Here is a 26,704-nt window from a genome sequence, read left to right on the forward strand (position 1 = left end):
GTCGCGCTCGTACGCGCGCCCGATTGCTCCAGGGCAGAGCCTCACGACGCGTCGATGAACCGGTCCAGCACGCGCACGCCGAACTGCAGGCCGTCCACCGGCACCCGCTCGTCCACACCGTGGAACATGCCCGCGAAGTCCAGCTCCGGCGGCAGCTTCAGCGGGGCGAAGCCGAAGCCGCGGATGCCGAGGTCGTCGAAGGACTTGGCGTCGGTACCGCCCGAGAGCATGTACGGAATCGCCTTGGCGGTGGGGTCCTCGGCCAGTAGCGCGGACTGCATGGCCTCCACCAGCGCCCCCTCGAAGCCGGTCTCGACCGCCTTGTCGGCGTGCAGGTCCTCGCGCCGGACGTGCGGTCCGAGCAGCCGGTCGAGGTCGTCGAGGAACTCCTCCTCGTAGCCGGGCAGGAACCGGCCGTCGATGTGCGCGGTGGCCTCGCCCGGGATGACGTTGACCTTGTAACCGGCGTTCAGCTGGGTGGGGTTGGCCGTGTTGCTCAGCGTCGCACCGATCAGCTTGGCGATGCCGCCGAGCTTGGCGAGGGTGGCCTCCATGTTCTCCGGGTCCAGCTCGGTGCCGAGCGCGTCGCCCAGCTCGTCGAGGAAGGCCCGGGTGGTCTTGGTGACCCGCACCGGGAACTTGTGCCGGCCGACCCGGGCCACGGCCTCGGACAGCTCGGTGATGGCGTTGTCCCGGTGGATCATCGAGCCGTGCCCGGCGGTGCCGGCCACGGTCAGCTTCATCCAGTGCATGCCCTTCTCGGCCGTCTGGATCAGATAGAGCCGGCGCTGCTCGTTCACCGTGAACGAGAAACCGCCGACCTCGCTGATCGCCTCGGTGACGCCCTCGAACAGCTCGGGGTGGCGGTCGACCAGGTGGCGGGCACCGTAGGTGCCGCCGGCCTCCTCGTCGGCGAGGAAGGCGACCACGATGTCCCGCGGGGGCCGCCGGCCGCTCCTGAGCCGGTCGCGCACGACCGCGAGGGTCATCGCGTCCATGTCCTTCATGTCGACGGCCCCGCGCCCCCACACGCACCCGTCGGCGATCTCACCGGAGAACGGGTGGTGGGTCCAGTCGTCGGCGTTGGCCGGGACGACGTCCAGGTGGCCGTGGATGAGCAGTGCGGGCCGCGAGGGGTCCTCCCCCTCGATGCGGGCCACGGTCGAGGCGCGACCGGGGTGGGACTCGTAGATCTTCGGCTCCAGCCCGACCTCGGCGAGCTTCTCTGCGGTCCACTCGGCGGCCCGGCGCTCGCCGGGGCCCGAGTGGTCGCCGTAGTTGCTGGTGTCGAATCGGATCAGCTCGCGGCAGAGGTCCACGACCTCGTCCTCGCCGGTGACGCTCCTGGCCGTGTCCGTCTCGCTCACGCTGTTCCTCCCGCTGTCACTACTGGTGGACCGCTGTCACTACTGGTGGACCACTGTCACTGCTGGTGGTCCTCCTCATCCTCTCTCCGCTCCGGCCGTCACCCAAGAGCGGTCCCGGCCCGGTCACACGCCGTTCACGCGCGACCGGCCCCGGGAACAGGGGGTGATCAGACACCCCAGAAAGCCTGGTAATGTTTCCTTCGTCGCCGCGAGGGACGCCCCGCCAAAAGGGATCTCCCGCACGACAGACACCTTGTCCGGGTGGCGGAATGGCAGACGCGCTAGCTTGAGGTGCTAGTGCCCTTTATCGGGCGTGGGGGTTCAAGTCCCCCCTCGGACACCAGCTGGGGCCCCTGTTTCATCAGGGGCCCTTTTGCTTGTGTCCTGAGCAGGTTCGCACACCAACTGCCCTTGTATGCCCACTTCTTGGCTGTGTGTGGGACATGTCTCGTGCGGCGCGAAGAAGGCCAGCTCAGCGGCCTGGAGCCGACTCTTTCACACCGGCCGGTACCGGCCTCCCGAGTGGCCGGACCCAGAAGTGGCGCCTAGCGTCGTACTAAAATTTCTGGTTTGTAACTCAGCCGGACCAGACGCGAGGACCGATGGCAGCCATAGACGAGAGCAGTGCTCTCGGCCTGCTCGATGAAGAGATCCGCACGGAGTTCGGCGACAGGGCGCGGTTCTCCGCGGGGTCCGCCGCCCGGCCGCGGACCCTGGTCGACGTGTTCGAGGCGACCGTGCGGACCTACCCGGACGAGCCCGCCCTGGACGACGGTACGACGTGTCTCACCTATCGTGCGCTGGCCGTCGAGGTGGAGCGGCTGCGGCGGCGACTCGCCGAGCACGGGGTCGGGCTCGGCGACCGGGTCGGCGTGCGGGTGCCCTCCGGGACCAACGATCTGTACGTCGCGATTCTCGCCGTGCTCACGGTCGGCGCCGCCTACGTGCCCGTGGACGCCGAGGATCCGGACGAGCGGGCCGAGCTGGTGTTCGGCGAGGCGGCGGTGCGGGCCGTCATCGGGGCCGGGCACGCCATCGGCGTCCAGGGCACCACCGGCGCACCCGCCGCGCGGCCCGGAACCGGGCACGACGCGTGGATCATCTTCACCTCCGGGTCCACCGGGAAGCCCAAGGGCGTCGCCGTCACCCACCGCAGTGCCGCCGCGTTCGTGGACGCCGAGGCGGCCCTCTTCCTCACCGAGGAGCCGATCGGGCCCGGGGACCGGGTGATGGCCGGGCTGTCCGTCTCCTTCGACGCGTCCTGCGAGGAGATGTGGCTGGCCTGGCGCTACGGCGCCTGTCTGGTGCCGGTGCCCCGGTCGCAGGTCAGGAGTGGTGCCGATCTCGGGCCGTGGCTGGTCGAGCAGGAGATCACTGTGGTGTCCACGGTGCCGACGCTGGCCGCGCTGTGGGAGCCGGAGACCCTGAACGACGTACGGCTGCTGATCTTCGGCGGGGAGGCCTGTCCGCCCGAGCTGGCGCAGCGGCTGGTCACCGAGGGGCGCGAGGTGTGGAACACCTACGGGCCGACCGAGGCGACCGTCGTGGCCTGTGCCTCCCTGCTGACCGGCGAGGAGCCGATCCGGATCGGGCTGCCCCTGGACGGCTGGGAACTCGCCGTCGTCGACGACGACGGCGAGCCCGTGGCCATGGGCGGCAGTGGGCAGCTGGTGATCGGCGGGGTCGGGCTCGCGCGGTATCTCGACGCCGAGAAGGACGCGGAGAAGTACGCGCCGCTCGAGTCGCTGGGGTGGGAGCGGGCCTACCGGAGCGGGGATCTGGTCAGAGCGGAGCCCGAGGGACTGATCTTCCTCGGGCGGGCCGACGAGCAGATCAAGCTCGGGGGGCGGCGGATCGAGCTGGGCGAGGTGGATGCCGCGCTCCAGGCGCTGCCCGGTGTCGCCGGGGCCGCGGCCGCCGTGCGCACCGCCCGCAGCGGCAATCAGCTGCTGGTGGGCTATGTCGTCACCCAGGACGGCTGGGACCAGGCGGTCGCCGTCGAGAAGCTGCGCGCCGAGCTGCCCGCCGCGCTGGTGCCGCTGCTCGCGCCGGTCGCCGAGCTGCCGACCCGGACGTCCGGGAAGGTGGACCGTAACGCCCTGCCCTGGCCGCTGGAGGGCGTCGAGACGCCCAAGGCCGACCTGTACGGCACCGAGGCGTGGCTCGCCGAGCAGTGGGCCGAGGTGCTGGGCATCCCGGTGACCAGCGCCTCCGACGACTTCTTCGCGATCGGCGGCGGCAGCCTGGCCGCCGCCCAGCTCACCACCCGGCTGCGCACCCGCTACCCGAGCGCCGCCGTCCTCGACATCTACCAGCAGCCCACCTTGCGCAAGCTGGCCCGCCGACTGCAGGAGTCGGCGCAGGACGCCAACGGGACCCGTACGGTCGCGCCGGTGCCGGTCCGCGCCCAGGCCCTTCAGCTCCTGCTGCTGCTTCCGCTCTTCACACTGCTCGGGCTGCGCTGGACGCTGGTCCTGGCCGCCGTCGGAAATCTGCTGCCGGGGTACGCCTGGCTGCCGACCGCCCCGTGGTGGCTGCTCGGCGCCGGCGCGCTGGTGCTCTTCACTCCGCCGGGCCGGATCGCGCTCGCGGCGGGCGGGGCACGGCTGCTGCTGCGGGGACTGGAGCCCGGACGGTACCCGCGCGGCGGGGGCGTGCATCTGCGGCTGTGGACGGCCGAGCGGCTGGCCGAGTTCAGTGGGGCGACCACGCTGACCGGCTCCTGGCTGGAGCGGTATGCCCGGGCGCTGGGCGCGAAGGTGGGCCAGGACGTGGACCTGCACTCGCTGCCGCCGGTCACCGGCATGCTCAAGCTGGGCCGGGGCGCGGCCGTCGAGTCCGAGGTCGACCTGTCCGGGTACTGGCTGGACGGCGACCGGCTGGTGGTCGGCTCGGTCAAGGTGGGCGCGCACGCCACCGTCGGCACCCGCAGCATGCTGTTCCCGGGCGCCCGGGTCGGCAAGCGGGCCGAGGTGGCTCCCGGTTCGGCGGTCGGCGGGCAGGTCCCGACCGGCCAGCGCTGGGCGGGTGCACCCGCGGTGAAGCTCGGCAAGGCCAAGCGCAACTGGCCGAAGGAACGCCCGCAGCGGGGCACGTACTGGCGGGTCATGTACGGGCTCACCGGGCTCGCGCTGAGCGCCCTGCCGCTGGCCGCGGGGGTGGCCGCGCTGCTGGTCGCCCGGCTCTTCGTGGCGCCCGGCGCGGCCGTCGGGGAGGCCCTGCGCGGGGCGGCGCTCGCTCTGGTCCCGGCCACGCTCGCGTACGGGCTGGCGTACGCGCTGCTGATCCTGGTCGCCGTACGGGCGCTGAGCCTCGGTCTGCGCGAGGGCACGCACCCCACGCACAGCCGGGTCGGCTGGCAGGCGTGGACGGTGACGCAGCTGATGGACCGCTCGCGCGAGACGCTGTTCCCGCTGTACGCCGGGCTGGTCACGCCGGTGTGGCTGCGGCTGCTGGGGATGCGGATCGGGCGGCGCGCCGAGGTGTCGACCGTGCTCGCGCTGCCGAGCCTGACCACCGTCGGCGACGGCGCGTTCCTGGCCGACGACACGCTGACCGCGCCGTACGAGCTGGGCGGCGGCTGGGTGCGGATCGGGCGCGCGGAGATCGGGCGGCGGGCCTTCCTCGGGAACTCCGGGATGACCGCGCCGGGCCGCAGCGTGCCGGAGGGCGGCCTGGTCGGGGTGCTGTCGGCGACGCCGAAGAAGGCGAAGAAGGGCACCTCGTACCTGGGGCTGCCGCCGGTCAAGCTGCCGCGCAGCGCCGCCGACGGCGACCAGAGCCGAACCTACGACCCGCCCGCCCGGCTGCTGTGGGCGCGGGGTCTGGTGGAGCTGTGCCGGATCGTGCCGGTGCTGTGCTCGGCGGCGCTGACCGCGGCGACGGTGGCGGCGCTGTGTGCGCTGGGGCCGTGGGGGCCGGCGCTGTCCGGGCTCGTGCTGCTCGCGGCCGGTGTCACGGCCGCCCTCGGGTCCGTGCTGGCCAAGTGGCTGCTCGTGGGGCGGCACCGGACCGGCGAGCATCCGCTGTGGAGTTCCTTCGTGTGGCGCGACGAGCTGGCGGACACGTTCGTCGAGGTGCTGGCGGTGCCGTGGCTGGCCGGGAGCGTGCCCGGAACGCCGGTGGTGACGGCGTGGCTGCGCGGGCTCGGGGCGCACATCGGCAAGGGCGTGTGGGTGGAGAGCTACTGGCTGCCGGAGGCGGACCTGGTGACTCTTGAGGACGCGGCCACCGTCAATCGCGGCTGTGTACTCCAGACACACCTCTTCCACGACCGGATCTTGCGGACGGATACTGTGGTTCTCCGTGAGGGCGCCACGCTGGGCCCTGGCGGGATCGTGCTGCCCGGCAGCACGGTCGGGGCCCGTACGACTCTGGGTCCCGCGTCGCTCGTCATGGCCGCGGAGTCCGTTCCGGACGACACCCGCTGGCTCGGCAACCCGATCGAGGCGTGGCGTCCCTGAACGCGGGCCGCCCGGGTACGGCAGCGGCGCCCAGTGGTGGCACAGCGCAGGGAGCAGGCACAGCAGTGGCAGTTCAGCAGTCGGTCGATCGGGACCCGTACTTCCCGGACAACGGTGACCCCCGCTACCGGGTGCACCGCTATGAGCTGGTGCTGGACTACCGCCCGGGTCCGAACCGGCTGTCCGGCACGGCCCGGATCAACGCCATCGCGGGACGGGCGGCGCTGGCCGAATTCCAGCTGAACCTGGCCGACTTCAGGATCGGCCGGATCCGGGTGGACGGCCGGCAGCCGCACTACACGCACCGTGCCGGCCGGCTGCGGGTCAGGCCGGCCAAGCCGATCCGGGCCGGAGCCGCGTTCACCGTCGAGGTGCACTGGTCCGGCAACCCGAAGCCGGTGACCAGCCCCTTCGGCGGGATCGGCTGGGAGGAACTGGCCGACGGGGCGCTGGTGGCGAGCCAGCCGGTCGGGGCGCCGTCCTGGTACCCGTGCAACGACCGGCCCGCCGACAAGGCGTCCTACCTGATCTCGGTCACCACGCCGTCGCCGTACGCGGTGGTCGCGGGCGGGCGTCTGCTGACCCGGACGACGAAGGCATCCACGACCACCTGGGTGTACGAGCAGTCCGCACCCACGTCGAGCTATCTCGTCGGCCTCGCGATCGGCAGGTACCAGACGGTGCTGCTGGGCGACCCGGGGCCGGGCGGGGTGCCGCAGCACGGGCACATCCCGGCGCATCTGCTGCCGCAGTTCTCCCGGGACTTCGCGCGGCAGCCCGCGATGATGGAGCTGTTCCAGGAGCTGTTCGGGCCGTACCCGTTCGACGAGTACGCGGTCGCGGTGACCGAGGAGGAACTCGATGTGCCCGTCGAGGCACAGGGGTTGTCGCTGTTCGGCTCCAACCACGTGGACGGTGCCCGGGGTTCGGAGCGGCTGGTGGCGCACGAGCTGGCGCACCAGTGGTTCGGCAACTGCGTGTCCGTCGCCGACTGGCGGCACATCTGGCTGAACGAGGGCCTCGCCAAGTACGCGGAATGGCTGTGGTCCGAGCGTTCGGGGGGCCGTGGCGCCCAGCAACTGGCCGCCACCGCACACGGGTTGCTGGCCGCGCAGCCGCAGGATCTGCGGTTGGCCGATCCGGGGCGCCGGCAGATGTTCGACGACCGGCTCTACGAGCGCGGCGGCCTGGCCCTGCACGCGGTGCGCTGTGCACTGGGCGACGACGCGTTCTTCCGCATGCTGCGCGACTGGGTGCGGCTGCACCGGGGCGGCACGGTGACGACGGCCGCGTTCGCCGAGCACGTGGCCCGGTTCACGGACGCGCCGACGGCCGCGCTGTTCGAGGCGTGGGTGTACGGGGCGAAGCTGCCGCCGCTGCCGGTACTCGGGGCGGCTCCGTAGACTTGGAGGGTGGCCCGGCCGAACGAAGAGGTCGAGGCGCTCCTGCGGGAGTACGCGGACCTCGTCGCGATCACGGGAGGCGACGCCTTCAAGGCGCGCGCCTACGAGAAGGCGGCGCGCGCCATCGGCGGGTACCCGGCCGACGTCGCCCAGCTGGACGCCGCCGGTCTGCGGGAGATCCCCAACGTGGGCCGGTCGATCGCCGACAAGGTGATCGAGTACCTGCGCACGGGGAAGATGGCCGTGGTCGAGGAGCGCCGGGCGAAGATCCCGGCGGGGGTCCGGGAGCTGATCTCGATCCCCGGCCTGGGCCCGAAGAAGGCGCTGCGGCTCTACGAGGACCTGCACATCTCCTCGGTGACCGAGCTGGCCGCGGCGATCGAGGCGGACAGGCTGGCCGATCTCAAGGGTTTCGGCGAGAGGACGCAGGAGAACATCCGGCACGGCATCGAGCTGCTCCAGCAGGCCGGCGCCCGGGTGCCGCTGTCACTGGCCCTGGACACCGCCGAGGAGATCGTCGCCGAGTTGTCCGGGCTGACCGGGTGCAGGCGCTGCACCTACGCGGGCTCGCTGCGCCGGATGCGGGAGACCGTAGGGGACCTGGACGTCCTCGTGGCGGCGCAGCGGTCGGAGCGGTTCATGGCGGCGCTGTGCGAACTGCCGGGCACCGCCGAGGTGATCGCGCGGGGCAGGAAGAAGACGTCGATCCGCACCGGCAAGGGGCTCCAGGTCGATCTGCGGGTATTGCCGCCGCAGTCGTGGGGCGCCGGGATGCAGTACTTCACCGGTTCCAAGGCGCACAACATCCGCACCCGCACCCTTGCCGTGCACCAGGGCCTGAAGCTGTCCGAGTACGGCCTGTTCGACGCCGAGAGCGGGCAGTCGCTGGCCTCCCGCACCGAGGAGGAGGTGTACGAGCGGCTGGGGCTGGCGTGGATCCCGCCGACGCTGCGGGAGGACCGCGGGGAGATCGAGGCGGCCCTGCACGGTGAGCTGCCCGAGGTGGTGAGCGAGCACGACGTCCGCGGTGACCTGCACACCCACACCGACCTCACCGACGGCCTGGCCCCGCTGGAGGAGATGGTGGCGGCAGCGGCCGAGCGCGGCTACGCGTACTACGCGGTCACCGACCACGCGCCCAACCTGTACATGCAGCGCATGACCGACGAGAAGATCCTCGCCCAGCGGGAGCGGCTGCGGGAGCTGGACGGCACCCACCGCCGGATGCGCCTGCTGCACGGCACGGAACTCAACATCGATCCGGACGGCGGGGTGGACTGGCCGCCGGAGTTCCTGGCCGGCTTCGACCTGTGCGTGGCCTCGCTGCACTCGCACTTCGACCTGGGCCGGGCGGCGATGACCCGGCGGCTGGTGCGGGCCTGCGAGAACCCGCACGTGAACATACTCGGGCACCCGACGACCCGGCTGATCGGCAGGCGGCCGGGCGTCGAGGCCGACTGGGACACGGTGTTCGAGACCTGCGCGCGTACCGGTACCGCGCTGGAGGTCAACGCCCAGCCGGACCGGCTCGACCTGCGCGACGAGGACATCCTGCGGGCCAGGGAGCACGGGGTGAAGTTCGCCGTGAACACCGACGCCCACGCCGTTCCGCAGCTCGCCGCGCTGCGCTACGGCGTCGGCACCGCCCAGCGCGGCTGGCTCACCCGGGACGACGTGATCAACACCTGGCCGCTGACCAGGCTGCGCGCGTTCCTGCGCAAGGGGGGCTGAGGGACGTCATTCCCGGTCCAGCCACAGCGGCGACGGTTCCTCCATGTCGACCGCCCCCACCGCCTTCATGTCCCCGTCAGCGGCGCGCAGCAGGACCCGGCCCATGGCGATGAGCGCCCGCCCGGCCGCGAGTTCGTCGCCGATCTCCGGTACGTCGGGGTCGTAGGGGTTGCGGCGGGCCTCGGCGCGGCTCTCCAGGACGTTGTCTCCGGTGTCCAGCACGATCCGTGCCGTGGTGTCCGGGTCGTGCTCGGACAAATACAGGTTCAGTCGCCACTCCTTGACGGCCGGAGGACGACTGCGCATGGGATCGGTCATCGCCCGTCTCGCCTCCCTGAGCTGCTGCCCTTCCACTGTGCACCCGCCCTCGAGCGGGCGCCTGTCCTGCTGCGGGCGCCTGCCCCGGTGCGGGCAGAATGGGGGGCATGACCTCGCGCACCTGCCCCTGCGGGCTCCCCCGGTCCTACGACGCCTGCTGCGGGCGTTTCCATGCGGGGACCACGGGCGCGCCGACCGCCGAGCTGCTGATGCGCTCGCGGTACAGCGCGTTCGTGCAGGGGGACACCGGGTACCTGCTGCGCACCTGGCACCCGCGGACCCGCCCGGAGCGGCTCGACCTCGATCCGCGGATGCGGTGGACGGGGCTGGAGATCCTGGACAGCACCGACGGCTCCGCCTTCCACACCACGGGCACCGTGACGTTCCGCGCCTCCTACCGGGGCGGTTCGCTGCACGAGCGCAGCCGGTTCGAGCGGGTGGACGGGGCGTGGGTGTACGTGGACGGGGAGTTCCTGGACTGAGCCGGCTACGGCGCCAGGATGTCCAGTTCCCGCAGGGCGCCCACGGTGATCTGCCGGGTCAGTTCCTCGGCGCGGGGCGCGTCGCCCGCGCGGACCGCCTCCGCGACCTGGACGTGCAGGGTGACCGCCGCCGGGTCGGGGTCCTCGAACATGACCTCGTGATGGGTGCGGCCGGCCAGCACCTCGGCGACGACGTCGCCCAGGCGGGCGAACATCTCGTTGCCCGAGGCGGTCAGCACGACGTGGTGGAACGCCACGTCGTGGATCAGGTACTGCTCGAGCTTGTGGCCACGTGAGTTGGCCACCATGCCGAGCGCGCACTCGGTGAGTTCGGCGCACTGCGCGGCCGTCGCGTTGCGCGCGGCGAGGCCCGCGGCGACCGGTTCGACCGCGGAGCGCAGCACGGTCAGCGAGCGCAGCTGGTGCGGGCGGTCGGCGCCCGCGAGGCGCCAGCGGATGACCTGCGGGTCGTAGACGTTCCACTCGGCCTTGGGACGGACGGTCACACCGACCCGGCGGCGGGACTCGACCAGGTGCATGGATTCGAGCACGCGGACCGCCTCGCGCATCACAGAGCGTGAGACCTCGAACTGCTGGGCGAGTTCGTCCGTACGCAGGACGCTGCCCGGCGGGTACTCGCCCGCTGTGATCGCGGGGCCGAGGGTGTCCAGGACACGGCCGTGCAGCCCTCGGCCCGGTGTGCTCATGCACTCAGCGTACGACCTGGATCACCGAGGGAAAAAGTCAGACTTATATGTCACAGCCTCTTGAATTCGTCGTACCTAATAGGTTTCAGTGTGGCGACGCCGATGTGGCGTCGGATGTCGAGGAAGACAGCGAGGCAGTAATGCGTACCCCCCAGGTCGTCGTCGTGATGGGCGTCGCGGGGACGGGCAAGACCACCATCGGTCCCTTGCTCGCCGCGCGGCTGGGCGTCCCGTACGCCGAGGGCGACGACTTCCATCCGCCGGCCAACATCGCCAAGATGTCGGCCGGGATCCCGCTCGACGACGCCGACCGGTGGCCGTGGCTGGACGCCATCGGGCACTGGGCGCACGAGCGGGCCGGGCTGGGCGGGGTGGTCAGCAGCTCGGCGCTGAAGCGGTCGTACCGCGACCGGCTCAGGGCCGCGGCTCCGGGAGTCGTGTTCGTGCACCTCACGGGCGACCGGAAGCTGATCGAGGACCGGATGGGCCACCGGCAGGGGCACTTCATGCCGACCGCGCTGCTGGACTCCCAGTTCGCCACGCTCGAGCCCCTGGAGCCGGACGAGGCGGGTGTCGCCGTCGACGTCAGCGGCAGTCCCGAGGAGATCGCCGACCGCGCCGTACGGGCGCTGGCCGGGCTTCCCGCGGCATCCGCGTAAGCAGCCGCATCCGCGTAACCCCACCCCTCCCCCCGCGGGACACCCCCGAAAAGTCCCCCGTAACCGCAAGGGAACCCCCGTGACCAGACTCAGCGTCGAGATGCTGGCAGCGGACGCGCCTGCGCCGATCACCTCCGCCGGACACGCCCAGCTGGGCATAGCCGTGCTGGTGGGCATCGCCGTGATCGTCCTGCTCATCACCAAGTTCAAGCTCCATGCCTTCCTGGCGCTGACCATCGGGTCACTGGCGCTCGGGGCGGCGGCAGGGGCACCGCTGGACAAGGTGATCACGAGCTTCACCACCGGGCTCGGCTCCACGGTCGCGAGCGTCGGCGTCCTGATCGCGCTCGGCGCGACCCTCGGCCGACTGCTCGCCGACTCCGGCGGCGCCGACCAGATCGTCGACACCATCCTCGCCAAGGCCGGCGCGCGCGCGATGCCCTGGGCGATGGTGCTCATCGCCTCCGTGATCGGCCTGCCGCTGTTCTTCGAGGTCGGCATCGTGCTGCTGATCCCGGTCGTACTGATGGTCGCCAAGCGCGGGAACTACTCCCTGATGCGCATCGGCATCCCGGCCCTCGCCGGTCTGTCCGTGATGCACGGCCTGATCCCCCCACACCCCGGCCCGCTGGTCGCGATCGCCGCGCTCAAGGCCAACCTCGGCGTGACGCTGGCGTTCGGCATCCTGGTCGCCGTCCCGACAGTGATCATCGCCGGGCCGCTGTTCTCGAAGGTCGCGGCCCGCTGGGTGGACGTCCCGGCTCCGGACCGGATGCTCCCGCAGCGCCCCTCGGAGGAGCTCGAGCGCCGTCCGGGCTTCGGTGCGACACTCGCGACGGTGCTGCTGCCCGTGGTGCTGATGCTGCTCAAGGCGCTGGTGGACATCGTCGTCGACGACCCCGCCAACCGGACCCAGCGCGTCTTCGACGTGATCGGCTCCCCGCTGATCGCGCTCCTCGCGGCTGTGATCGTCGGCTTCTTCACGCTGGGCCGGCCCGCCGGTTTCAGCAGGGACCGGCTCCAGCAGACGGTCGAGAAGGGCCTGATGCCGATCGCCGGCATCATGCTGATCGTCGGCGCGGGCGGCGGCTTCAAGCAGACGCTGATCGACTCCGGCGTGGGCCAGATGATCCTGGACATCTCCAAGAACTGGTCGATCCCGGCGGTGCTGCTCGCCTGGCTGATCGCCGTGGTGATCCGGCTGGCGACGGGCTCGGCGACGGTGGCGACGGTCTCGGCCGCCGGTCTGGTCGCACCGCTCGCGGCCGGCACCTCGACCACCCACACCGCTCTGCTCGTCCTGGCGATCGGCGCCGGCTCGCTCTTCTTCAGCTTCGTCAACGACGCCGGCTTCTGGCTGGTGAAGGAGTACTTCGGGCTGAGTGTCGGGCAGACCGTCAAGACCTGGTCGATCATGGAGACGATCCTCTCGGTGGTCGGCGGCGCCCTGGTCCTGCTCCTCTCACTGATCGTCTAGGAGTACGGGGATGAGTCATCCTCTCTTCGACATCAGCGGCCGCACGGCCCTGGTCACGGGCTCCAGCAGGGGCATCGGCCACGCGCTGGCCCGTGGCCTGGCCGAGGCCGGGTGCACGGTGGTCCTCAACGGACGGGACGGCGCCCGGCTGGCCGAGGCCGCGGCGGAACTGCCCGGGAACCGGATCCACACGGCGGTCTTCGACGTGACCGACGGCGCCTCGGTGGCCGCCGGGATCGCGGATGTCGAGGAGCGGGTGGGCCCGCTGGACATCCTGGTGAACAACGCGGGCATGCAACTGCGCGCCCCGCTCCTGAAGTTCGCGGACGCCGACTGGCACCGGATCCTGGACACCAACCTCACCAGCGCCTTCCTCGTCGGCCGCGAGGCGGCCCGCCGGATGACGGAACGCGGCCACGGCAAGATCATCAACATCTGCTCACTGCAGAGCGAGGTGGTACGGCCCGGCATCGCGCCCTACGCCGCCACCAAGGGCGCGCTGAAGATGCTCACCAAGGGCATGTGTGCGGACTGGGGCCCCTACGGTGTCCAGGTCAACGGGCTGGGCCCGGGCTACATCGAGACCGAGCTGACCCGGCCCCTGGTGGAGGACGAGGAGTTCAGCGCATGGGTGCGTCGGCGCACCCCGGCCGGCCGCTGGGGCCGCACCGAGGACCTGGTGGGCGGGGTGCTCTTCCTGGCCTCGCCCGCGGCCGACTTCGTCGGCGGCCAGATCCTGTACGTCGACGGCGGCATGACGAGCGTCCTTTAGGCCTTTGGACCTCAGGAAAGGGGCCACGGCAATGCTGGGTTGTGTGATCCACGGAGCGGGCGACCTGCGGGTCGCTCGGCTCGCCCCGCCCGTCCCCGGTCCCGGCCAGGCCCTGGTCGCCGTCCGCTACGGCGGGATCTGCGGCTCCGATCTGCACTACTGGCGGCATGGCGGCGTCGGGGACTTCCGCCTCCGCGAGCCGATGGTGCTCGGACACGAGGTGGTGGGCACGGTGGAGTCCTACGGCGCCGGGGCCGCGGGTCCCGCGCCGGGTACGGCGGTCGCCGTGCACCCCGCCACCCCCTGCGGGCACTGCCCGGAGTGCGCGGACGGGCGCGCGAACGTGTGCCGGGACACCCGCTATCTGGGCAGCGCGGCCCGCCTCCCGCACGTACAGGGCGGGTTCGCGGAACGAGTGGCCGTACCCGCCGGACAGCTGAGGGAGCTTCCGGACGGGCTCGGGCTGCGCCGCGCCGTGCTCGCCGAGCCGTTGTCGGTGGCGTTGCACGCGGTGCGGCGGGCCGGGGACGTGGCCGGCCGGCATGTGCTGGTGACCGGGGCCGGGCCGATCGGGTGCCTGGTGGTCGCGGCGGCGAAGGAGGCCGGTGCGGCCCGCGTGACCGTGACCGACCTCGTGCCGCAGGCACTCGGGTACGCGGCCGTCGCCGGCGCCGACACGCTCGTGCGGGCCGACGATCCCGAGGATGCCGGATGGCCGGACGAGGTGGACGTGGCCGTCGAAGCGTCGGGGGTCGCGGCCGGGCTCGACACGTGCCTGCGGCGGGTACGGCGCGGCGGCGTGGTCGTCCAGCTCGGGATGCTGCCGCCCGGGCCGAGCCCGCTTGCCGGAAACCTGCTGGTGAGCCGGGAGATCGAGCTGCGGGGCGCGTTCCGCTTCGCGGCCGAGTTCGACGACGCCCTGGCACTGCTCGCGGCGAAGGGGGAGTTCGACGGGCTGGTCAGTGCGGTGGTGCCGGTACGGGCGGCCGAGGACGCGTTCGCGCTGGCCGCCGACCGGGAGCGGTCCTGCAAGGTGCTGCTGGAGTTCTGACCTGACGTCAGGGACGCCAGAGCGGATGCTCCCGCTTCGCCCACTGCCTGCTCACCGTCCCCGTGCGCAGCCCCCTTCTCGCCTCCGGGTCGCCCAGGGCCATGCCGATGTGCCCCGCCAGGACCACCCCGATCGTCAGGGCCAGCCAGTCATGGACGAAGGTGGCCGAGGTGCGCCACATCAACGGGGCGAGATGGGTGAACCACATCAGCAGCCCGGTGCCGAGCATGACCAGCGTGGCGCCGCCGATCCAGGCCGCGTAGATCTTCTGGCCGGCGTTGAACTTGCCGGCCGGCCGCGAGGAGGGGCGCTTGTCGCGGACCAGCGCCGCGTGCAGCCAGAGCCGGTCGTGCGGCCCGAAGCGGTTGAGGAAGCGCAGGTCGGCCCGGAAGGCCCGGGAGGCGAGGCCGAGCAGGACCGGCACCGGCAGGGCGAGGCCCGCCAACTCGTGGACCCGGACGACCAGCTCCCGGCGCCCGACCATGATCGCCAGCTGCGGGATGTAGAGGACCGCGGCCGTCGCCACGCACACGCCCATCAGCACGGCCGTCGTGCGGTGCACCCAGCGTTCGGCCCGGCTGAAGCGGCGGATCCGGGCGGCGGGCGGGGCGGGGGTGTCAGCTTGTAGGGTCATCGGTCCGTCCGTTCGACTTGCCGACCCAGGCGTCGACGTCGTAGCCGAGGTGCTCCCAGTAACCGGGCTCGACCCGGTCGGTGACCGTGATGCCGGACAGCCACTTGGCGGACTTGTAGAAGTACATGGGGGCGACGTAGAGGCGGACCGGGCCGCCGTGGTCGTGTCCGATGTCCTTGTCCTGCATGCGCAGCGCGACCAGCATGTCCGGGCGGCGGGCCTGGTCGAGGGTGAGGCTCTCGGTGTAGGTGCCGTCGAAACAGGTGAAGCGCAGGGCCTTGGCGGAGGAGTGGATTCCGGCGGCGTCCAGCAGCCGGGAGAGGCGGACACCCTCGAAGGGGGTGCCTGGCACCCGCCAGCCGGTGACGCACTGGACGTCCTTGACCAGCCGGGTCTGCGGCAGGGCGCGCAGGTCGTCCAGGGTGTAGGTGCGCGGGTGGTCGACCAGGCCGTCGATCGTCAGCCGGTAGTCGGCGGCGTTCTTGTGCGGCACCGACGCGGCGACGGAGTAGTACCGGAAGCCGCCGCCGTTGGGCAGCAGGCCGGTCAGTCCGGTGGGGTCCTTGCCGGCGACGCTGCCGAGGAAGCCCTCCAGGCCGCGTTGCAGCACGGGCGCGGTGACCACGCCGAGCGCGCCCAGACCGAGGGTGCCGAGAAAGACACGACGGCCGACGGGCCTGCCGCCCGGCTCGCCGTCCCGCTCCTCGGATTGTTCAGAGTTCACGTATTCATTCGAGCACTCGGGGCCCCGCGGGGCCAGGGGATCGGGGCACCGGTCAGACTTCCGTAATCACTTCTTACGCCGATCTCGGAAACGCGGGTCTCACCGGCCTGTACGGCCATCTGTACGGCTCACCCGGCCGGGTTGTTCAGTGTCCCAGCGCGCGGGCGCGGGCCTCGCGGAAGGCGGCGCACGGATCGCGGTGCGCGTAGGACCAGGGCGCCGGGGTGGCGTGTGGGCCGATGCGCTGGAACAGGGCCGCCGCCTCGGCCGGGCGGCCGGCGCAGGACAGCGCGAACGCGAGGTGGTTGAGGTCGATGTGGCGGCGGGGGTGCTCGTCGTGCTCCCACTCCAGCCACCAGTCGAAGCAGGTGCCGAGGATCCGGCGGGCCCGGGGGCCGGACCAGTGCCCGGAGGCGGCCGGGTCGGCCGGGGCCAGGCCGGTGGCGGCGAGGACGCGGTAGCGCTCGGCGTACGCGACGAGCGGCAGTACGGCGAGCGGGGAGTCCGCCGGGGCTTCGGCGGCGGCCAGCTCGGCCAGGTCGTACACCTCGTGGGTCTCGGCGCCCCGGCCGCCCGCGGGCCGTTCGGCGAGCCGGGCGAGGAGCAGGTGGTAGCCGTGGTGGTGCTCGGGGTGGCGGCGGCGCACCTCGGCGAAGACGCCGAGCACCTCGCGCTCGGGACCGAGGGTGCGGGCAAGCTGGAGCAGGCCGAACCAGGGGGTGGGGTCGGCGGGGGCGAGCGCGGCGGCCGCGGCGCAGGCCTCGCGGGCCCGGTCGGGCTCCTCCTTGCCGCGCAGGGCGCGGTGGACCTGGGCGAGGGCGAACAGCACACCGGCGTCGGCGGAGCCCGGCTCGGCGAGCAGCCACTCCCGGGCCCAGGCGATGGCGTACGGCTCCTGGGCGAGCACGGTGAGGCGGTGTCCCCTGCGGTCCCAGTCGTCGCCGGTGTGCAGCAGCAGGGAGCGGGCGGCCTGGCGGCGGCCCTGGGCCAACGCGGCGCGTGCGGTGCGCAGTTCGGCGTCGTCCAGGGCGTCGTCGTAGGCGCCCGGGCCGTCCGGGGCCACGCCGTCCGGGGCAGTGCCCCCGGACCGGTCCGCCGGGACCCGGCCGGTGCCGAGCAGAGGTGGGAGTAGGGGCACCGCGGGACTTCCTGTTTCTCGGGCTGCCATCGACCGATCACGCACAGCAAACCCCCAGCCAAGGTTTGCGTCAAGCGGAACACCGGTGTTGCCGGCTTCAACTACCGTTTTGGAAGCGGAACTTGAGAATCCCGGCGCAGGTGGGCCCGGTCGCGGGCCGGGAATCCGGGCGGGCCGCTGTGGCGTACGCCATGGCGCGGGACGGCCGAGCCACGCAGCATGGCGAACCGACCGCCCGGTTGCAGGCGCTTCCGGGTCAATGCCGTCCCGGGGGCGCTACAGTCGGCCATTACACGCCCGTGGTCCCCCCGGATGATCGAGGTACGCAGCGTGTCCGTTCTGGTTCTCCTTCTCGCCGTGAGTGCTGCCTGCTGCCTGGGTTTCGGATTCGTGCTCCAGCAGAACGCCGCCGAGAAGGCGCCGCTCAGCGACTTCCTGTCCTTCCGGCTGCTGCTGGACCTGATGCGGGTGCCGCGCTGGCTGGGCGGGCTCGCGCTGATGGCGTCCGGCATGGTGCTGGGCGCGATCGCCCTCGGCAAGGGTGAGATCTCCCTGGTCGAACCGCTGCTCGCGACCAACCTGCTGTTCGCGCTCGCCCTCTCCCGGTACCAGACGAAACAGCCCCTGGGCCGCCAGGGCTGGGCGGGGCTGCTGCTGCTCGCGGGCGGGGTGAGCGCGTTCATCACGGCGGGCGAGCCGCGCGCCGGCCACGCCGTCACCGATCCGCTGCGGCACTGGCTGATCATCGGCGCCATGGTCGGGGCGGCCCTGGTGCTCACGACGTACGGCAAGCGCTCCCGGCTGAGCTGGGGCCCGGTGCTGCTCGCCACCGCGGCCGGACTGCTGTACGGCGTGCAGGACGCGCTGACCCGGGTGAGCGGCACCCGCTTCTCGGCGGGCGGCCTCACGGAACTGTTCACCGGCTGGCAGCCGTACGGCGTGCTGGTGTGCGGGGTGACCGGGCTGGTCCTGGTGCAGAGCGCGTTCGAGACGGCCCCGCTGCGTATGTCGCTGCCCGCGCTCACCGCGGCGGAGCCGCTGGCCGGGATCCTGTGCGGGGTGGGCTTCCTCGGCGACCGGCTGCGCACCGACACCGGGGCGCTGGCCTGGGAGGCGGCCGGGCTCGCGGCCGTGGTCGTGGGCATCGTGCTGCTCGGGCTGCACCCGGCGATGCCGTCCGGTACGGCGGAGGCGGAGCCCTCGGCACGGGATCTCCAGCGGCGCTGAACCCCCCTGCTTGGATGGGGGCATGAACCCTGCTGAGGAGATCCTCGACATCGTCGACGAGAACGACCGGGTCGTCGACCGGGTCCCGCGCGGCGAGGCGTACGCCCGGGGCCTGCGCCACCGCTGTGTCTTCGTCGAGGCCCGGGACGCGGACGGCCGGCTCTTCGTGCACCGGCGCACCGCCACCAAGCTGGTCTTCCCCTCCCTGTACGACACCTTCGTCGGCGGGGTCGTGGGGGCCGGCGAGTCCTACGACGAGGCCGCGCTGCGGGAGGCCGAGGAGGAACTGGGCGTGCGCGGGCTGCCCCGGCCCTCGTTCCTCTTCAAGTTCCTGTACGACGACGGCGCCGGGAGCAGCTGGTGGTCGGCGGTGTACGAGGTGCGCTGCGAACTGCCCGTGCGCCCCCAGGCGGAGGAGGTCCAGTGGCATGACTTCCTGCCCGACGAGGAGGTCGAGCGGCGGCTCGGCGAGTGGGAGTGGGTGCCGGACGGACTGGCGGCGTACGAGCGGCTGAGGGCATTCCGTTCCAGCAGGTGAGACGCCGGTAGGGTCGGCGGCGTGAGCGAATTCGTGCGGAACGTGCGGCTGTGGTTCGCGCCGGAGCTGGTGCGGGACGAGGGCGGTACACCCGACTACCGGTTCTCGCTGGCCAACGAGCGCACCTTCCTCGCCTGGCTGCGCACCGCGCTCGCACTGATCGGCGGCGGATTCGCGGTGGACCAGTTCCTGCCGAACCTGCGCTGGGCCTGGCGGGTCGGTCTCGCACTCGCCCTGCTCGGGGCCGGTGTGCTGTGTTCCCTGCGCGCGGTGAACCACTGGGTGCGCTGCGAGCGGGCGATCCGGCGCGGCGAGGACCTGCCCGCCTCCCGGTTCCCCGCGGTGCTGAGCCTGGTCATCGCGGTGGTGGCCGTGGCGATGATCGTCGCGGTGCTGCTCGGATGGACGAGGTGAGCGCGCCCGGGCGCGATCCGGGGCTGCAACCGGAGCGCACCCGGCTGGCGTGGCGTCGTACGACCCTCTCGGCCACCGTGACCGCCGTACTCGCGGTCAAGGCGGCCCTGCACGGTGGCGCCTCGGCCGGCGGCATCGCCGTCTGCGCCCTGTGCTGCGTGCTCTTCCTGGGCTTTCTGGGCGTGGCCCACCACCGGATCCGCTCCCTGTCGGCAGGCCCCCACCCGCTCGCGCTCGCACCCCGGCACGCAACCGCGGCGATGCTGTACGCGATGGGTCTCGCGGTGTGCGCCGTGATCCTGGTCGCCTAGTGGCACCCCTTACGCCACGTGGCCGATATGTCGGGATATGCGCGAATCGCGCGTAGCCTGTGCGTCGTTGGAAACCCGCCCCCGAAGGCGAGACCCTGCCCCCCGAAGGTGAGCACCATGACCACCCTTCACCGCGAACACGCCCAACACGGCACGCACCGGCACGGTCCGGACTGCGGGCACAGCGCCGTGCCGCACGGCGACCACCTGGACTACGCGCACGACGGCCATCTGCATCGCGAGCACGAGGGCCACTGGGACGAGTGCGAGCCGGCCGGGCACGTCCGGCACGCGGGCCATGAACACGTGCACCACGACGAGTGCGGGCACGCACAGGTGCGCCACGGCGACCACGTCGACTATCTGCACGACGGACACCGGCACGCCGAGCACGGGGACCACTGGGACGACCACTGACCCCGAGCCGAACAGGGCCGACGGCTCCCCGGGCAGCACGCCGGGGGGCCGTCGGTCTATCGTGGCCCCGGTCACGTTCGACCTGATGTCGGTCGCATGCACTGGACGACATACCGACCGGTCGGCATCATGAATGGGTCCTGTTCACCCGTTCGTAGGAGTGATGTATGAGCGCCGACCACCCGCCCGGACTCGACCTGGACCGGCTGCGCGCCCTGCTCGACCGCGAGCACCCCGGTCTCTCGAACGGCCCCCTGACCGGCCGGCTGATCGAGGGCGGACGGTCGAACCTCACCTACGCGGTCTGCGACGGCACCTCGAAGTGGGTCGTCCGGCGGCCCCCGCTCGGCCATGTGCTGGCCACCGCGCACGACATGAAGCGCGAGCACCGCGTGATCAGCGCCCTGCACCCGACCCGGGTACCGGTCCCCCGCCCGGTGCTGCTGTGCGAGGACGAGGAGGTGCTCGGGGCGCCGTTCTACGTCATGGAGTTCGTCGAGGGCACCCCGTACCGCACGGCGGACCAGCTGGCCCCGCTGGGCGCCGAGCGCACCCGCAACGCGGTGCTCTCCCTGGTCGACACGCTCGTCGAGCTGCACGCGGTGGATCCCGCCGAGGTGGGCCTTTCGGACTTCGGCCGCCCCGAGGGCTTCCTGGACCGGCAGCTGCGGCGCTGGGGCAAGCAGCTGGACGCCTCCCGCAACCGCGACCTGCCCGGCATCGACGAGCTGCACGCGGCCCTCGGCCGGTCCCTGCCCGTCTCGCCCGCCCCCACCGTCGTCCACGGCGACTACCGCCTCGACAACGTCCTGATCGGCGACGACGACCGGATCAGGGCCATCCTCGACTGGGAGATGTCCACGCTCGGCGACCCGCTCACCGACCTGGGCCTGCTGGTGATGTACAGCCGGCCGCTGGAACTGCCCGACTCCCCCATCTCCACGACCGCCACGGCCGTCGGGCATCCCACGCCGCAGGAGCTGGTCGAGCGGTATGCCGCGCGCTCGGGGCGCGACGTGTCCGCCGTCTCCTGGTACACGGCGTTCGCCTGGTTCAAGCTCGCCGTGATCCTGGAGGGCATCCACTACCGGTACACGCTCGGCCAGACGGTCGGACGCGGCTTCGACCGGATCGGCGACCTCGTACCCGTCTTCATCGACCACGGACTGACCACTCTTCAGGAAGGCTGACCGCTCATGGACTTCGCGTTCGACGCGCGTACCGAGGAACTGCGTGCCAAGCTGCTCGCCTTCATGGACGAGTACGTCCACCCCGCCGAGCCGGTCGCCGAGGAGCAGCGGGCCGCGCTCGCCTCGCCCTGGGACACTCCCGCCGTGGTCGAGGAGCTGAAGGCCGAGGCCCGCAGGCAGGGCCTGTGGAACCTCTTCCTGCCCGACGCGGAGTACGGCGCCGGGCTGACGAACCTGCAGTACGCACCGCTGGCCGAGATCACCGGACGCTCCCCGCATCTCGCACCCACCGCGACGAACTGCGCCGCACCCGACACGGGCAACATGGAGGTGCTGGCCCAGTTCGGCAACGAGCAGCAGAGGAAGCAGTGGCTGGAGCCGCTGCTGGCCGGTGAGATCCGCTCGGCGTTCGCGATGACCGAGCCGGAGGTGGCCTCCTCGGACGCCACGAACATCACCACGCACATAGAGCGGGACGGTGACGAGTACGTCATCACCGGCCGCAAGTGGTACATCTCCGGCGCGATGAACCCGGACTGCAGGATCTTCATCGTGATGGGCAAGACGGACCCCGACGGGCCCGACATCCGCCGCCAGCAGTCGATGGTCCTGGTGCCGCGCGACACCCCGGGCGTGACCGTCAGGCGCGCCATGCAGGTCTTCGGCTACGAGGACCACTCGCACGGCGGCCATGCCGAGGTGGTCTTCGACCACGCGCGCGTGCCCGTGTCGAACCTCGTCGGCGAGGAGGGCGGCGGCTTCGCCATCGCCCAGGCCCGGCTCGGCCCCGGCCGGATCCACCACTGCATGCGGCTGATCGGCATGGCCGAGCGGGCGATCGAGCTGATGTGCCGACGGGCGGTCTCGCGCAACGCGTTCGGCAAGGCGCTGGCCCAGCAGGGAGTCGTCCAGAACTGGATCGCCGACGCCCGGGTGACCGTCGAGCAGTTGCGGCTGCTGGTACTCAAGACGGCCTGGCTGATGGACACGGTCGGCAACAAGGGCGCCCACACGGAGATCCAGGCCATCAAGATCGCCACTCCGCGCGCGGTGGTCGGCATCCTGGACCGGGCCATCCAGCTGCACGGCGCGGGCGGGGTGAGCCAGGACTTCCCGCTGGCCGAGCTGTATGCGAGCGCCCGCACCCTGATGCTCGCCGACGGCCCGGACGAGGTCCACCAGCGGTCGCTGGCGCGACGGGAGCTGAAGAAGTACCTGTAACGGAACACAGGTGAGGGGCGGTCGCCCAGGGTGACCGCCCCTCACCGGCACAGCGGGACGACGCTACGGCCGCAGCGCCCGCAGCAGCAGGTCGGCGAGGTGGTCGGCGACCTGCTGCGGGGTGAGCGGGCCGTCCGGGCGGTACCAGGTCGACAGGTGGTGGACCGAGCCGAAGTGGTAGTCCACGACCAGGTCGGCCGGGGTCGCCGTGGCGAAGACGCCCTCCTTCTGGCCCTCCTCGACCAGCGCGCGGAACCGCTCGTGGTAGCGCCGGCGCTCGGCGCGGACCTGCTTGCTCTTCTCCGGGCTCAGATGGTGCATCGAGCGGAAGAAGATCATCGCGTCGTCGAGGTTCTCGATCGTCGTGACGACCACGTCCGCCGCGGCGCCCCGCAGCCGCTGCTCGACCGGCGCGTCCATGTCGGCGAAGTGGTCGAGCCGCTCCATCTGGAGGCGCAGCACGCGCGCGTACACCTCGTGCAGCAGGTCGTCCTTGGAGCCGAAGTAGTGGTACAGCGCCCCCTTGGTGACGCCTGCCGCCTCCACGATCTCCTGCACGGAGGTGCGGTCGTAGCCCTGCTCCGCGAAGAGCCGGGTGGCGGCGGCCAGCAGCCGCTGCGGGACGGGTGTGCCGTCCCCGTCCGTCGTCCTGGGCACAGCCGCCACCTGCCTTTCCTTGCTGATCATCGAGTCTCGTGCGGGCGGGAACGCAGTTCCCGACGGAGGATCTTGCCACTCGCCGTCTTGGGCAGGTCGGGCAGGACCTCCACCTGCCGCGGGTATTTGTAGGCGGCAAGTCTCTCCTTGCAGTACACCGCGAGTTCATCCGGGTCCGCCTCGGCGCCCGGACGCAGGCTGACAAAGGCCTTGACCGTCTCGCCACGGTAGCCGTCGGGCACACCGACGACGGCCGCCTCACGCACCGCCGGATGGGTGTACAGCACGTCCTCGACCTCGCGCGGCCACACCTTGAAGCCGGACGCGTTGATCATGTCCTTCTTGCGGTCGACGACGTAGAGCCAGCCCTGCTCGTCCATGAAGCCGATGTCGCCGGTGCGCAGCTCGCCGTCGGGGAAGGTCTCGGCGGTGGCGTCCGGGCGGCGCCAGTAGCCGGGAACCACCTGCGGACCGCGTACGACGATCTCGCCCTGCTCCCCGAACGGCACCTCCGCGCCCTGCTCGTCCAGGATCCGCACGAACGCGTCAGCGCCGGGCACCCCGACCGACAGCGTCCCGGAGACGGGGTCCACGGGCGCCTCCAGGCCGGGCGGGACGGCGGCGCAGGGGGCGGTGCACTCGGTGAGTCCGTAGCCGACCCGGATGTACGGCCCGAAACGCTCCCGGAACCCCTCCACCAGGGCCGGTGGCACCGGGGCGCCGCCCGAGGAGATGTTCACGAAGGAGGCGAAGTGCTCGCGGGTGGCGTCCGGGTGGGCGGCGAGCGCCATGAAGGCGGTGGAGGGGCCCACCGTGTAGTGCGGCTGGTGCTCGGCGAAGGCCTCCAGGACGAGTCCGGGCTCGAATCGGTAGGTGAGCGCCAGCGTGCCGGCGCTGTTCAGGCAGGCACCGAACTGGCAGACCATGCCGGTGATGTGGAACAGCGGCGCGAGCGCGTAGTAGACGGGGGCCTCGGGCAGCCCGAGCCCGGTGCTCTGCCGCTCGGCGTTGTGCATGATGTTGCCGTGGGTGTTGGTGGCGCCCTTGGGTGTGCCGCTGGTGCCGGAGGTGTAGCTGATCAGCGCGATGTCGTCGGGGCGCGGATCGCGGTCGGCAGGCGCCGTACCACCCTGCCGGGCGACGGTGACCAGGTCGTCGGCGTCGGGCGCCTGCGGCAGCCGCTCGAAACGGAGCACGCGCGCGTCGTTGCGCGTCTGGAAGTCCAACTCGCACCCGGTGAGCACGATCCGCACCGGCGACCGGGCGGCCGTGTCCCTCAGGTACGACTCCCAGGCCCGGTCGGAGCAGACCAGTGCGGTGACCTCGCCGTCCCGCAGGACGTGACCCACCTCGGCCGACTTGTACATGGGGTTGACCGGGACGACGGTCGCGCCGGCCTTCCAGGCGCCGAGGACCGCGAGCACGAAGTGCGGGGAGTTCTGCAGCAGCACGGCCACCCGGTCGCCGCGCTCCAGCCCGCGCGCGGCCAGGTGGGCGGCGACGGAGTCGGTCAGCTCGTCCACCTGGCGATAGCTCAGACGGGCGTCGAAGTAGGCCAGGAAGGTGCGGTCGGAGGCCTCGGCGACAGCGGTGCGCAGTGCGTGCACCAACGAGTCCGCGGGCTCGATCGGCCCGCGCTGGGCGTCGTCGAGCAGGGCCAGCCAGGGCCGGTCGGCGTAGCCGGAGGTGCTCACCGGGCCTCCTCCCACTTGCGCTGGAGGTGGTTCATGCCGCTCAGCCATCGGTCCGGTTCGGCGGCCCGGGCCTGGTAGTACTCGGCAACCTCGGGGTGCGGCAGGATCAGGAAGCGGTCCTCCTCGATCCCCCGGAACAGGGCGTCCGCCACGGCCGCCGGCTCGATCGCGGTCGGCTGGAGCACCAGGTCCCCGGCGCTGCCGGTCGCGGCCAGCATGTCCGTCCGCACGCCCTGCGGACAGATGGCGTGCACCCGCAGGCCCCGGTGGCGGTACGTGAGCGACAGCCATTCGGCGAAGGCGTAGGCGCCGTGCTTGGTGACGCTGTAGGAGGGGGCGCCGATCATGGTGAGCAGCCCGGCGGCCGACACGGTGGACACGAACCGCCCACGGCCGCGCTCCAGCCAGTCGGGCAGCAGTTCATGGGCGGCGCGGACGTGCGCCATCACGTTGACGTCCCAGGCGGCCCCCCAGGACCTCTCGTCCAGCGGCCCGCCCTCGCCACCGTCCCCGAAGGCGACTCCGGCGTTCGCGCAGTAGACGTCGATGGTGCCGCCGAGTGCGTCCCGGGCCGCCCCGACGATCGCGGAGGCGTCGCCGGGCACGGCGGTACCGCCGATCTCCTCGGCCACCGCCTTCGCCTTCTGGGCATCCAGATCGTTCACGACGACCCGCGCCCCCTCGGCGGCGAACCGCCGGGCCAGTGCGGCCCCGATCCCCCCGCCCGCCCCCGTGACGACCACTCCCGCATCCTGCACGGCTTCCACCATCGGTCTCCTTCGACACGACGCGACTCGGCTCAGCGCTCGCCAGACTAACCAGTCGGTATGTGTAAAGGGAAGGGTGACCGAACCAACCTCAAGGCATGCATCTGTCCCGACGGAACCTTCTCGCATCGGCCACGCTGGCAGCTGCCCCACGCCCCCACCATCATCGCGACGGGCTGCACACCGGCTTCGAGAGACTCGCAGCCGACGGTTACTCCCTGCTGAAGGACCAGCGCGTCGGCATCGTCACCAACCCCACCGGCATCACCAAGGACGCGTCCCACATCGTCGACGTGATGCACGGGGACCCCCGGGTGAGGCTGACGGCGGTCTTCGGCCCCGAGCACGGCTTCCGAGGCACCGCGCAGGCGGGCGGCTCCGAGGGCCGCTCCACCGACCCGGCGACCGGCCTGCCGGTGTACGACACATACCTCAAGAGCGGCCAGGTACTCGCCGACGTCTTCACCACCGCCGCCGTCGACACGGTCGTCTTCGACATCCAGGACGTCGGCGCGCGCTTCTACACGTACATCTGGACGCTCTACGACTGCATGGAGGCCGCGCAGCTCGCGGGCAAGCGCTTCGTCGTCCTGGACCGGCCCAACCCGGTGACCGGCCGTAAGGCCCAAGGGCCGGTCCTGCACAGGGAGTTCGCCACCTTCGTCGGCCGGCAGCCGATCGCGCAGGCGCACGGGATGACGGTCGCGGAGCTGGCGCGGCTGTTCAACGGGGAGTTCCTGGGCAGACCGGTCGTGCTGGACACCGTCCTGATGAGCGGGTGGCAGCGGTCGGACTGGTACGACACCTCCGCGCTGCCGTGGGTGCCGCCGAGCCCGAACATGCCGACCCCGGACACGGCGCTCGTCTACAGCGGTACCTGCATGTTCGAGGGCACCACGCTCTCGGAGGGCAGGGGCACCACCCGGCCCTTCGAACTGCTCGGCGCCGAGGGCATCGACGGCCGCTGGGCCGCCGCCGCGAACGAACTCGCGCTGCCCGGCGTGCGGTTCAGGGAGGCGTACTTCACGCCGACGTTCTCCAAGTTCGAGGGCAGGACGGTCGGCGGGCTGCAGATCCATGTGACGGACCGGGAGGTCTACGACCCGGTACGCACCGGGATCGGCCTGCTGGTGACCGCGAAGAAGGTCTGGGACGGGTTCGCCTGGCGGTCGGACCACTGGATCGACACACTCACCGGTTCGGCCCGGGTGCGCACGATGATCGACGCGGGGGCGAGCGCCGACCAGGTGGCCGGTGCCTGGCAAGGCGAACTGGCCGCGTTCCGGCGGACTCGAAGGGAATATCTCCTCTACACATGAGGACCTCTGTATGGCCAAGCCCG

General features: G+C 71.9%; 25 protein-coding genes and 1 tRNA gene. 17 read left to right on the top strand and 9 right to left on the bottom strand.

What is annotated here, in order from left to right:
• Positions 1 to 41: 41 nt before the first annotated feature.
• A complete protein-coding gene (locus tag GQF42_RS11065) occupies positions 42 to 1,367 on the bottom strand; it encodes a M20/M25/M40 family metallo-hydrolase (protein WP_158919458.1) in 1,326 nt (441 codons plus the stop codon).
• Between the two features lie 255 nt (positions 1,368 to 1,622).
• Between GQF42_RS11065 and GQF42_RS11070 the strand changes: the two genes are divergently transcribed.
• From GQF42_RS11070 to polX, 4 genes are all read left to right on the top strand, one after another.
• A tRNA-Leu gene (locus tag GQF42_RS11070) sits at positions 1,623 to 1,710 on the top strand.
• Positions 1,711 to 1,969: 259 nt separating this feature from the next.
• On the top strand, positions 1,970 to 5,830 hold the full coding sequence (locus GQF42_RS11075) for a Pls/PosA family non-ribosomal peptide synthetase (protein ID WP_158919459.1): 3,861 nt from the start codon (positions 1,970 to 1,972) through the stop codon (positions 5,828 to 5,830).
• 65 nt (positions 5,831 to 5,895) lie between these two features.
• A complete protein-coding gene (locus GQF42_RS11080) occupies positions 5,896 to 7,233 on the top strand; it encodes a M1 family metallopeptidase (protein WP_158919460.1) in 1,338 nt (445 codons plus the stop codon).
• Between the two features lie 9 nt (positions 7,234 to 7,242).
• Positions 7,243 to 8,964: a DNA polymerase/3'-5' exonuclease PolX gene (gene polX, locus GQF42_RS11085; protein ID WP_158919461.1), complete on the top strand. Its 1,722-nt coding sequence runs from the start codon at positions 7,243 to 7,245 to the stop codon at positions 8,962 to 8,964.
• Between the two features lie 6 nt (positions 8,965 to 8,970).
• Here polX and GQF42_RS11090 read toward each other — a convergent pair whose 3' ends face one another.
• Positions 8,971 to 9,282, bottom strand: coding sequence for a dsRBD fold-containing protein (locus GQF42_RS11090; RefSeq protein ID WP_158919462.1), 312 nt, complete (start codon positions 9,280 to 9,282; stop codon positions 8,971 to 8,973).
• 98 nt (positions 9,283 to 9,380) lie between these two features.
• On the opposite strand from GQF42_RS11090, the gene GQF42_RS11095 reads away from it, so the two are divergent.
• Positions 9,381 to 9,764, top strand: coding sequence for a YchJ family protein (locus tag GQF42_RS11095; RefSeq protein WP_375990656.1), 384 nt, complete (start codon positions 9,381 to 9,383; stop codon positions 9,762 to 9,764).
• Between the two features lie 5 nt (positions 9,765 to 9,769).
• Here the strand turns inward: GQF42_RS11095 and GQF42_RS11100 are convergent, their stop codons facing one another.
• Positions 9,770 to 10,471 carry a FadR/GntR family transcriptional regulator gene (locus tag GQF42_RS11100; protein WP_158919464.1) on the bottom strand — a complete coding sequence of 234 codons (702 nt, stop codon included), beginning with the start codon at positions 10,469 to 10,471 and terminating at the stop codon, positions 9,770 to 9,772.
• 140 nt (positions 10,472 to 10,611) lie between these two features.
• Here GQF42_RS11100 and GQF42_RS11105 point away from each other — a divergent pair, with 140 nt between their 5' ends.
• The 4 genes from GQF42_RS11105 to GQF42_RS11120 all read left to right on the top strand — a co-directional run bounded on the left by GQF42_RS11105 (position 10,612) and on the right by GQF42_RS11120 (position 14,430).
• Positions 10,612 to 11,130: a gluconokinase gene (locus GQF42_RS11105; RefSeq protein WP_158919465.1), complete on the top strand. Its 519-nt coding sequence runs from the start codon at positions 10,612 to 10,614 to the stop codon at positions 11,128 to 11,130.
• 79 nt (positions 11,131 to 11,209) lie between these two features.
• On the top strand, positions 11,210 to 12,607 hold the full coding sequence (locus tag GQF42_RS11110; protein WP_158919466.1) for a GntT/GntP/DsdX family permease: 1,398 nt from the start codon (positions 11,210 to 11,212) through the stop codon (positions 12,605 to 12,607).
• Positions 12,608 to 12,617: 10 nt separating this feature from the next.
• On the top strand, positions 12,618 to 13,379 hold the full coding sequence (locus GQF42_RS11115; RefSeq protein ID WP_158919467.1) for an SDR family oxidoreductase: 762 nt from the start codon (positions 12,618 to 12,620) through the stop codon (positions 13,377 to 13,379).
• A gap of 31 nt (positions 13,380 to 13,410) precedes the next feature.
• A complete protein-coding gene (locus GQF42_RS11120; protein WP_158919468.1) occupies positions 13,411 to 14,430 on the top strand; it encodes an L-idonate 5-dehydrogenase in 1,020 nt (339 codons plus the stop codon).
• A 7-nt stretch (positions 14,431 to 14,437) separates the two neighbouring features.
• Here GQF42_RS11120 and GQF42_RS11125 read toward each other — a convergent pair whose 3' ends face one another.
• The 3 genes from GQF42_RS11125 to GQF42_RS11135 all read right to left on the bottom strand — a co-directional run bounded on the left by GQF42_RS11125 (position 14,438) and on the right by GQF42_RS11135 (position 16,926).
• A complete protein-coding gene (locus GQF42_RS11125) occupies positions 14,438 to 15,064 on the bottom strand; it encodes a cytochrome b/b6 domain-containing protein (RefSeq protein WP_158919469.1) in 627 nt (208 codons plus the stop codon).
• Entirely contained in the window at positions 15,048 to 15,788 is a 741-nt protein-coding gene (locus GQF42_RS11130) for a molybdopterin-dependent oxidoreductase (RefSeq protein ID WP_158919470.1), read from the bottom strand. The genes GQF42_RS11125 and GQF42_RS11130 overlap by 17 nt, the downstream gene beginning before the upstream one ends.
• 145 nt (positions 15,789 to 15,933) lie before the next feature.
• Positions 15,934 to 16,926, bottom strand: a complete 993-nt coding sequence (locus GQF42_RS11135) for a hypothetical protein (protein ID WP_158919471.1) — start codon at positions 16,924 to 16,926, stop codon at positions 15,934 to 15,936.
• Positions 16,927 to 17,256: 330 nt separating this feature from the next.
• Between GQF42_RS11135 and GQF42_RS11140 the strand changes: the two genes are divergently transcribed.
• From GQF42_RS11140 to GQF42_RS11170, 7 genes are all read left to right on the top strand, one after another.
• On the top strand, positions 17,257 to 18,153 hold the full coding sequence (locus GQF42_RS11140; RefSeq protein WP_158919472.1) for a DMT family transporter: 897 nt from the start codon (positions 17,257 to 17,259) through the stop codon (positions 18,151 to 18,153).
• Positions 18,154 to 18,175: 22 nt separating this feature from the next.
• A complete protein-coding gene (locus GQF42_RS11145) occupies positions 18,176 to 18,691 on the top strand; it encodes an NUDIX domain-containing protein (protein ID WP_158919473.1) in 516 nt (171 codons plus the stop codon).
• Between the two features lie 21 nt (positions 18,692 to 18,712).
• Entirely contained in the window at positions 18,713 to 19,105 is a 393-nt protein-coding gene (locus GQF42_RS11150) for a YidH family protein (RefSeq protein WP_158919474.1), read from the top strand.
• Positions 19,093 to 19,416, top strand: coding sequence for a DUF202 domain-containing protein (locus GQF42_RS11155; RefSeq protein ID WP_158919475.1), 324 nt, complete (start codon positions 19,093 to 19,095; stop codon positions 19,414 to 19,416). Before GQF42_RS11150 ends, GQF42_RS11155 begins: the two co-directional genes overlap by 13 nt.
• A gap of 117 nt (positions 19,417 to 19,533) precedes the next feature.
• Positions 19,534 to 19,833, top strand: a complete 300-nt coding sequence (locus tag GQF42_RS11160; protein WP_158919476.1) for a hypothetical protein — start codon at positions 19,534 to 19,536, stop codon at positions 19,831 to 19,833.
• 167 nt (positions 19,834 to 20,000) lie between these two features.
• Positions 20,001 to 21,023 (top strand): phosphotransferase family protein, encoded by a 1,023-nt coding sequence (locus GQF42_RS11165; RefSeq protein ID WP_158919477.1) that lies wholly within the window; start codon positions 20,001 to 20,003, stop codon positions 21,021 to 21,023.
• Between the two features lie 6 nt (positions 21,024 to 21,029).
• The gene (locus GQF42_RS11170) at positions 21,030 to 22,244 is read left to right on the top strand and encodes an acyl-CoA dehydrogenase family protein (protein WP_158919478.1); all 1,215 of its coding nucleotides are present in this window, start codon (positions 21,030 to 21,032) and stop codon (positions 22,242 to 22,244) included.
• A gap of 63 nt (positions 22,245 to 22,307) precedes the next feature.
• On the opposite strand, the gene GQF42_RS11175 is transcribed toward GQF42_RS11170, so the two are convergent.
• The 3 genes from GQF42_RS11175 to GQF42_RS11185 are packed head-to-tail and all read right to left on the bottom strand — an operon-like array spanning position 22,308 to position 25,365.
• Entirely contained in the window at positions 22,308 to 22,901 is a 594-nt protein-coding gene (locus GQF42_RS11175; RefSeq protein WP_158930020.1) for a TetR/AcrR family transcriptional regulator, read from the bottom strand.
• Positions 22,902 to 22,927: 26 nt separating this feature from the next.
• Positions 22,928 to 24,595 (bottom strand): class I adenylate-forming enzyme family protein, encoded by a 1,668-nt coding sequence (locus GQF42_RS11180; protein WP_158919479.1) that lies wholly within the window; start codon positions 24,593 to 24,595, stop codon positions 22,928 to 22,930.
• The gene (locus GQF42_RS11185; protein WP_158919480.1) at positions 24,592 to 25,365 is read right to left on the bottom strand and encodes an SDR family oxidoreductase; all 774 of its coding nucleotides are present in this window, start codon (positions 25,363 to 25,365) and stop codon (positions 24,592 to 24,594) included. The genes GQF42_RS11180 and GQF42_RS11185 overlap by 4 nt, the downstream gene beginning before the upstream one ends.
• 95 nt (positions 25,366 to 25,460) lie before the next feature.
• Here GQF42_RS11185 and GQF42_RS11190 point away from each other — a divergent pair, with 95 nt between their 5' ends.
• Positions 25,461 to 26,681 (top strand): exo-beta-N-acetylmuramidase NamZ family protein, encoded by a 1,221-nt coding sequence (locus GQF42_RS11190; RefSeq protein WP_158919481.1) that lies wholly within the window; start codon positions 25,461 to 25,463, stop codon positions 26,679 to 26,681.
• Positions 26,682 to 26,704: the final 23 nt, after the last annotated feature.

Source organism: Streptomyces broussonetiae (assembly GCF_009796285.1).
Lineage (GTDB): Bacteria > Actinomycetota > Actinomycetes > Streptomycetales > Streptomycetaceae > Streptomyces > Streptomyces broussonetiae.

Coding starts and splice junctions, on each gene's coding strand:
- GQF42_RS11075 (WP_158919459.1), top strand. CDS start 1,970: ATGGCAGCCATAGACGAGAGCAGTGCTCTCGGCCTGCTCGATGAAGAG.
- GQF42_RS11090 (WP_158919462.1), bottom strand. CDS start 9,282: ATGACCGATCCCATGCGCAGTCGTCCTCCGGCCGTCAAGGAGTGGCGA.
- GQF42_RS11095 (WP_375990656.1), top strand. CDS start 9,381: ATGGGGGGCATGACCTCGCGCACCTGCCCCTGCGGGCTCCCCCGGTCC.
- GQF42_RS11100 (WP_158919464.1), bottom strand. CDS start 10,471: ATGAGCACACCGGGCCGAGGGCTGCACGGCCGTGTCCTGGACACCCTC.
- GQF42_RS11105 (WP_158919465.1), top strand. CDS start 10,612: ATGCGTACCCCCCAGGTCGTCGTCGTGATGGGCGTCGCGGGGACGGGC.
- GQF42_RS11115 (WP_158919467.1), top strand. CDS start 12,618: ATGAGTCATCCTCTCTTCGACATCAGCGGCCGCACGGCCCTGGTCACG.
- GQF42_RS11120 (WP_158919468.1), top strand. CDS start 13,411: ATGCTGGGTTGTGTGATCCACGGAGCGGGCGACCTGCGGGTCGCTCGG.
- GQF42_RS11125 (WP_158919469.1), bottom strand. CDS start 15,064: ATGACCCTACAAGCTGACACCCCCGCCCCGCCCGCCGCCCGGATCCGC.
- GQF42_RS11145 (WP_158919473.1), top strand. CDS start 18,176: ATGAACCCTGCTGAGGAGATCCTCGACATCGTCGACGAGAACGACCGG.
- GQF42_RS11155 (WP_158919475.1), top strand. CDS start 19,093: ATGGACGAGGTGAGCGCGCCCGGGCGCGATCCGGGGCTGCAACCGGAG.
- GQF42_RS11160 (WP_158919476.1), top strand. CDS start 19,534: ATGACCACCCTTCACCGCGAACACGCCCAACACGGCACGCACCGGCAC.
- GQF42_RS11165 (WP_158919477.1), top strand. CDS start 20,001: ATGAGCGCCGACCACCCGCCCGGACTCGACCTGGACCGGCTGCGCGCC.
- GQF42_RS11170 (WP_158919478.1), top strand. CDS start 21,030: ATGGACTTCGCGTTCGACGCGCGTACCGAGGAACTGCGTGCCAAGCTG.
- GQF42_RS11185 (WP_158919480.1), bottom strand. CDS start 25,365: ATGGTGGAAGCCGTGCAGGATGCGGGAGTGGTCGTCACGGGGGCGGGC.
- GQF42_RS11190 (WP_158919481.1), top strand. CDS start 25,461: ATGCATCTGTCCCGACGGAACCTTCTCGCATCGGCCACGCTGGCAGCT.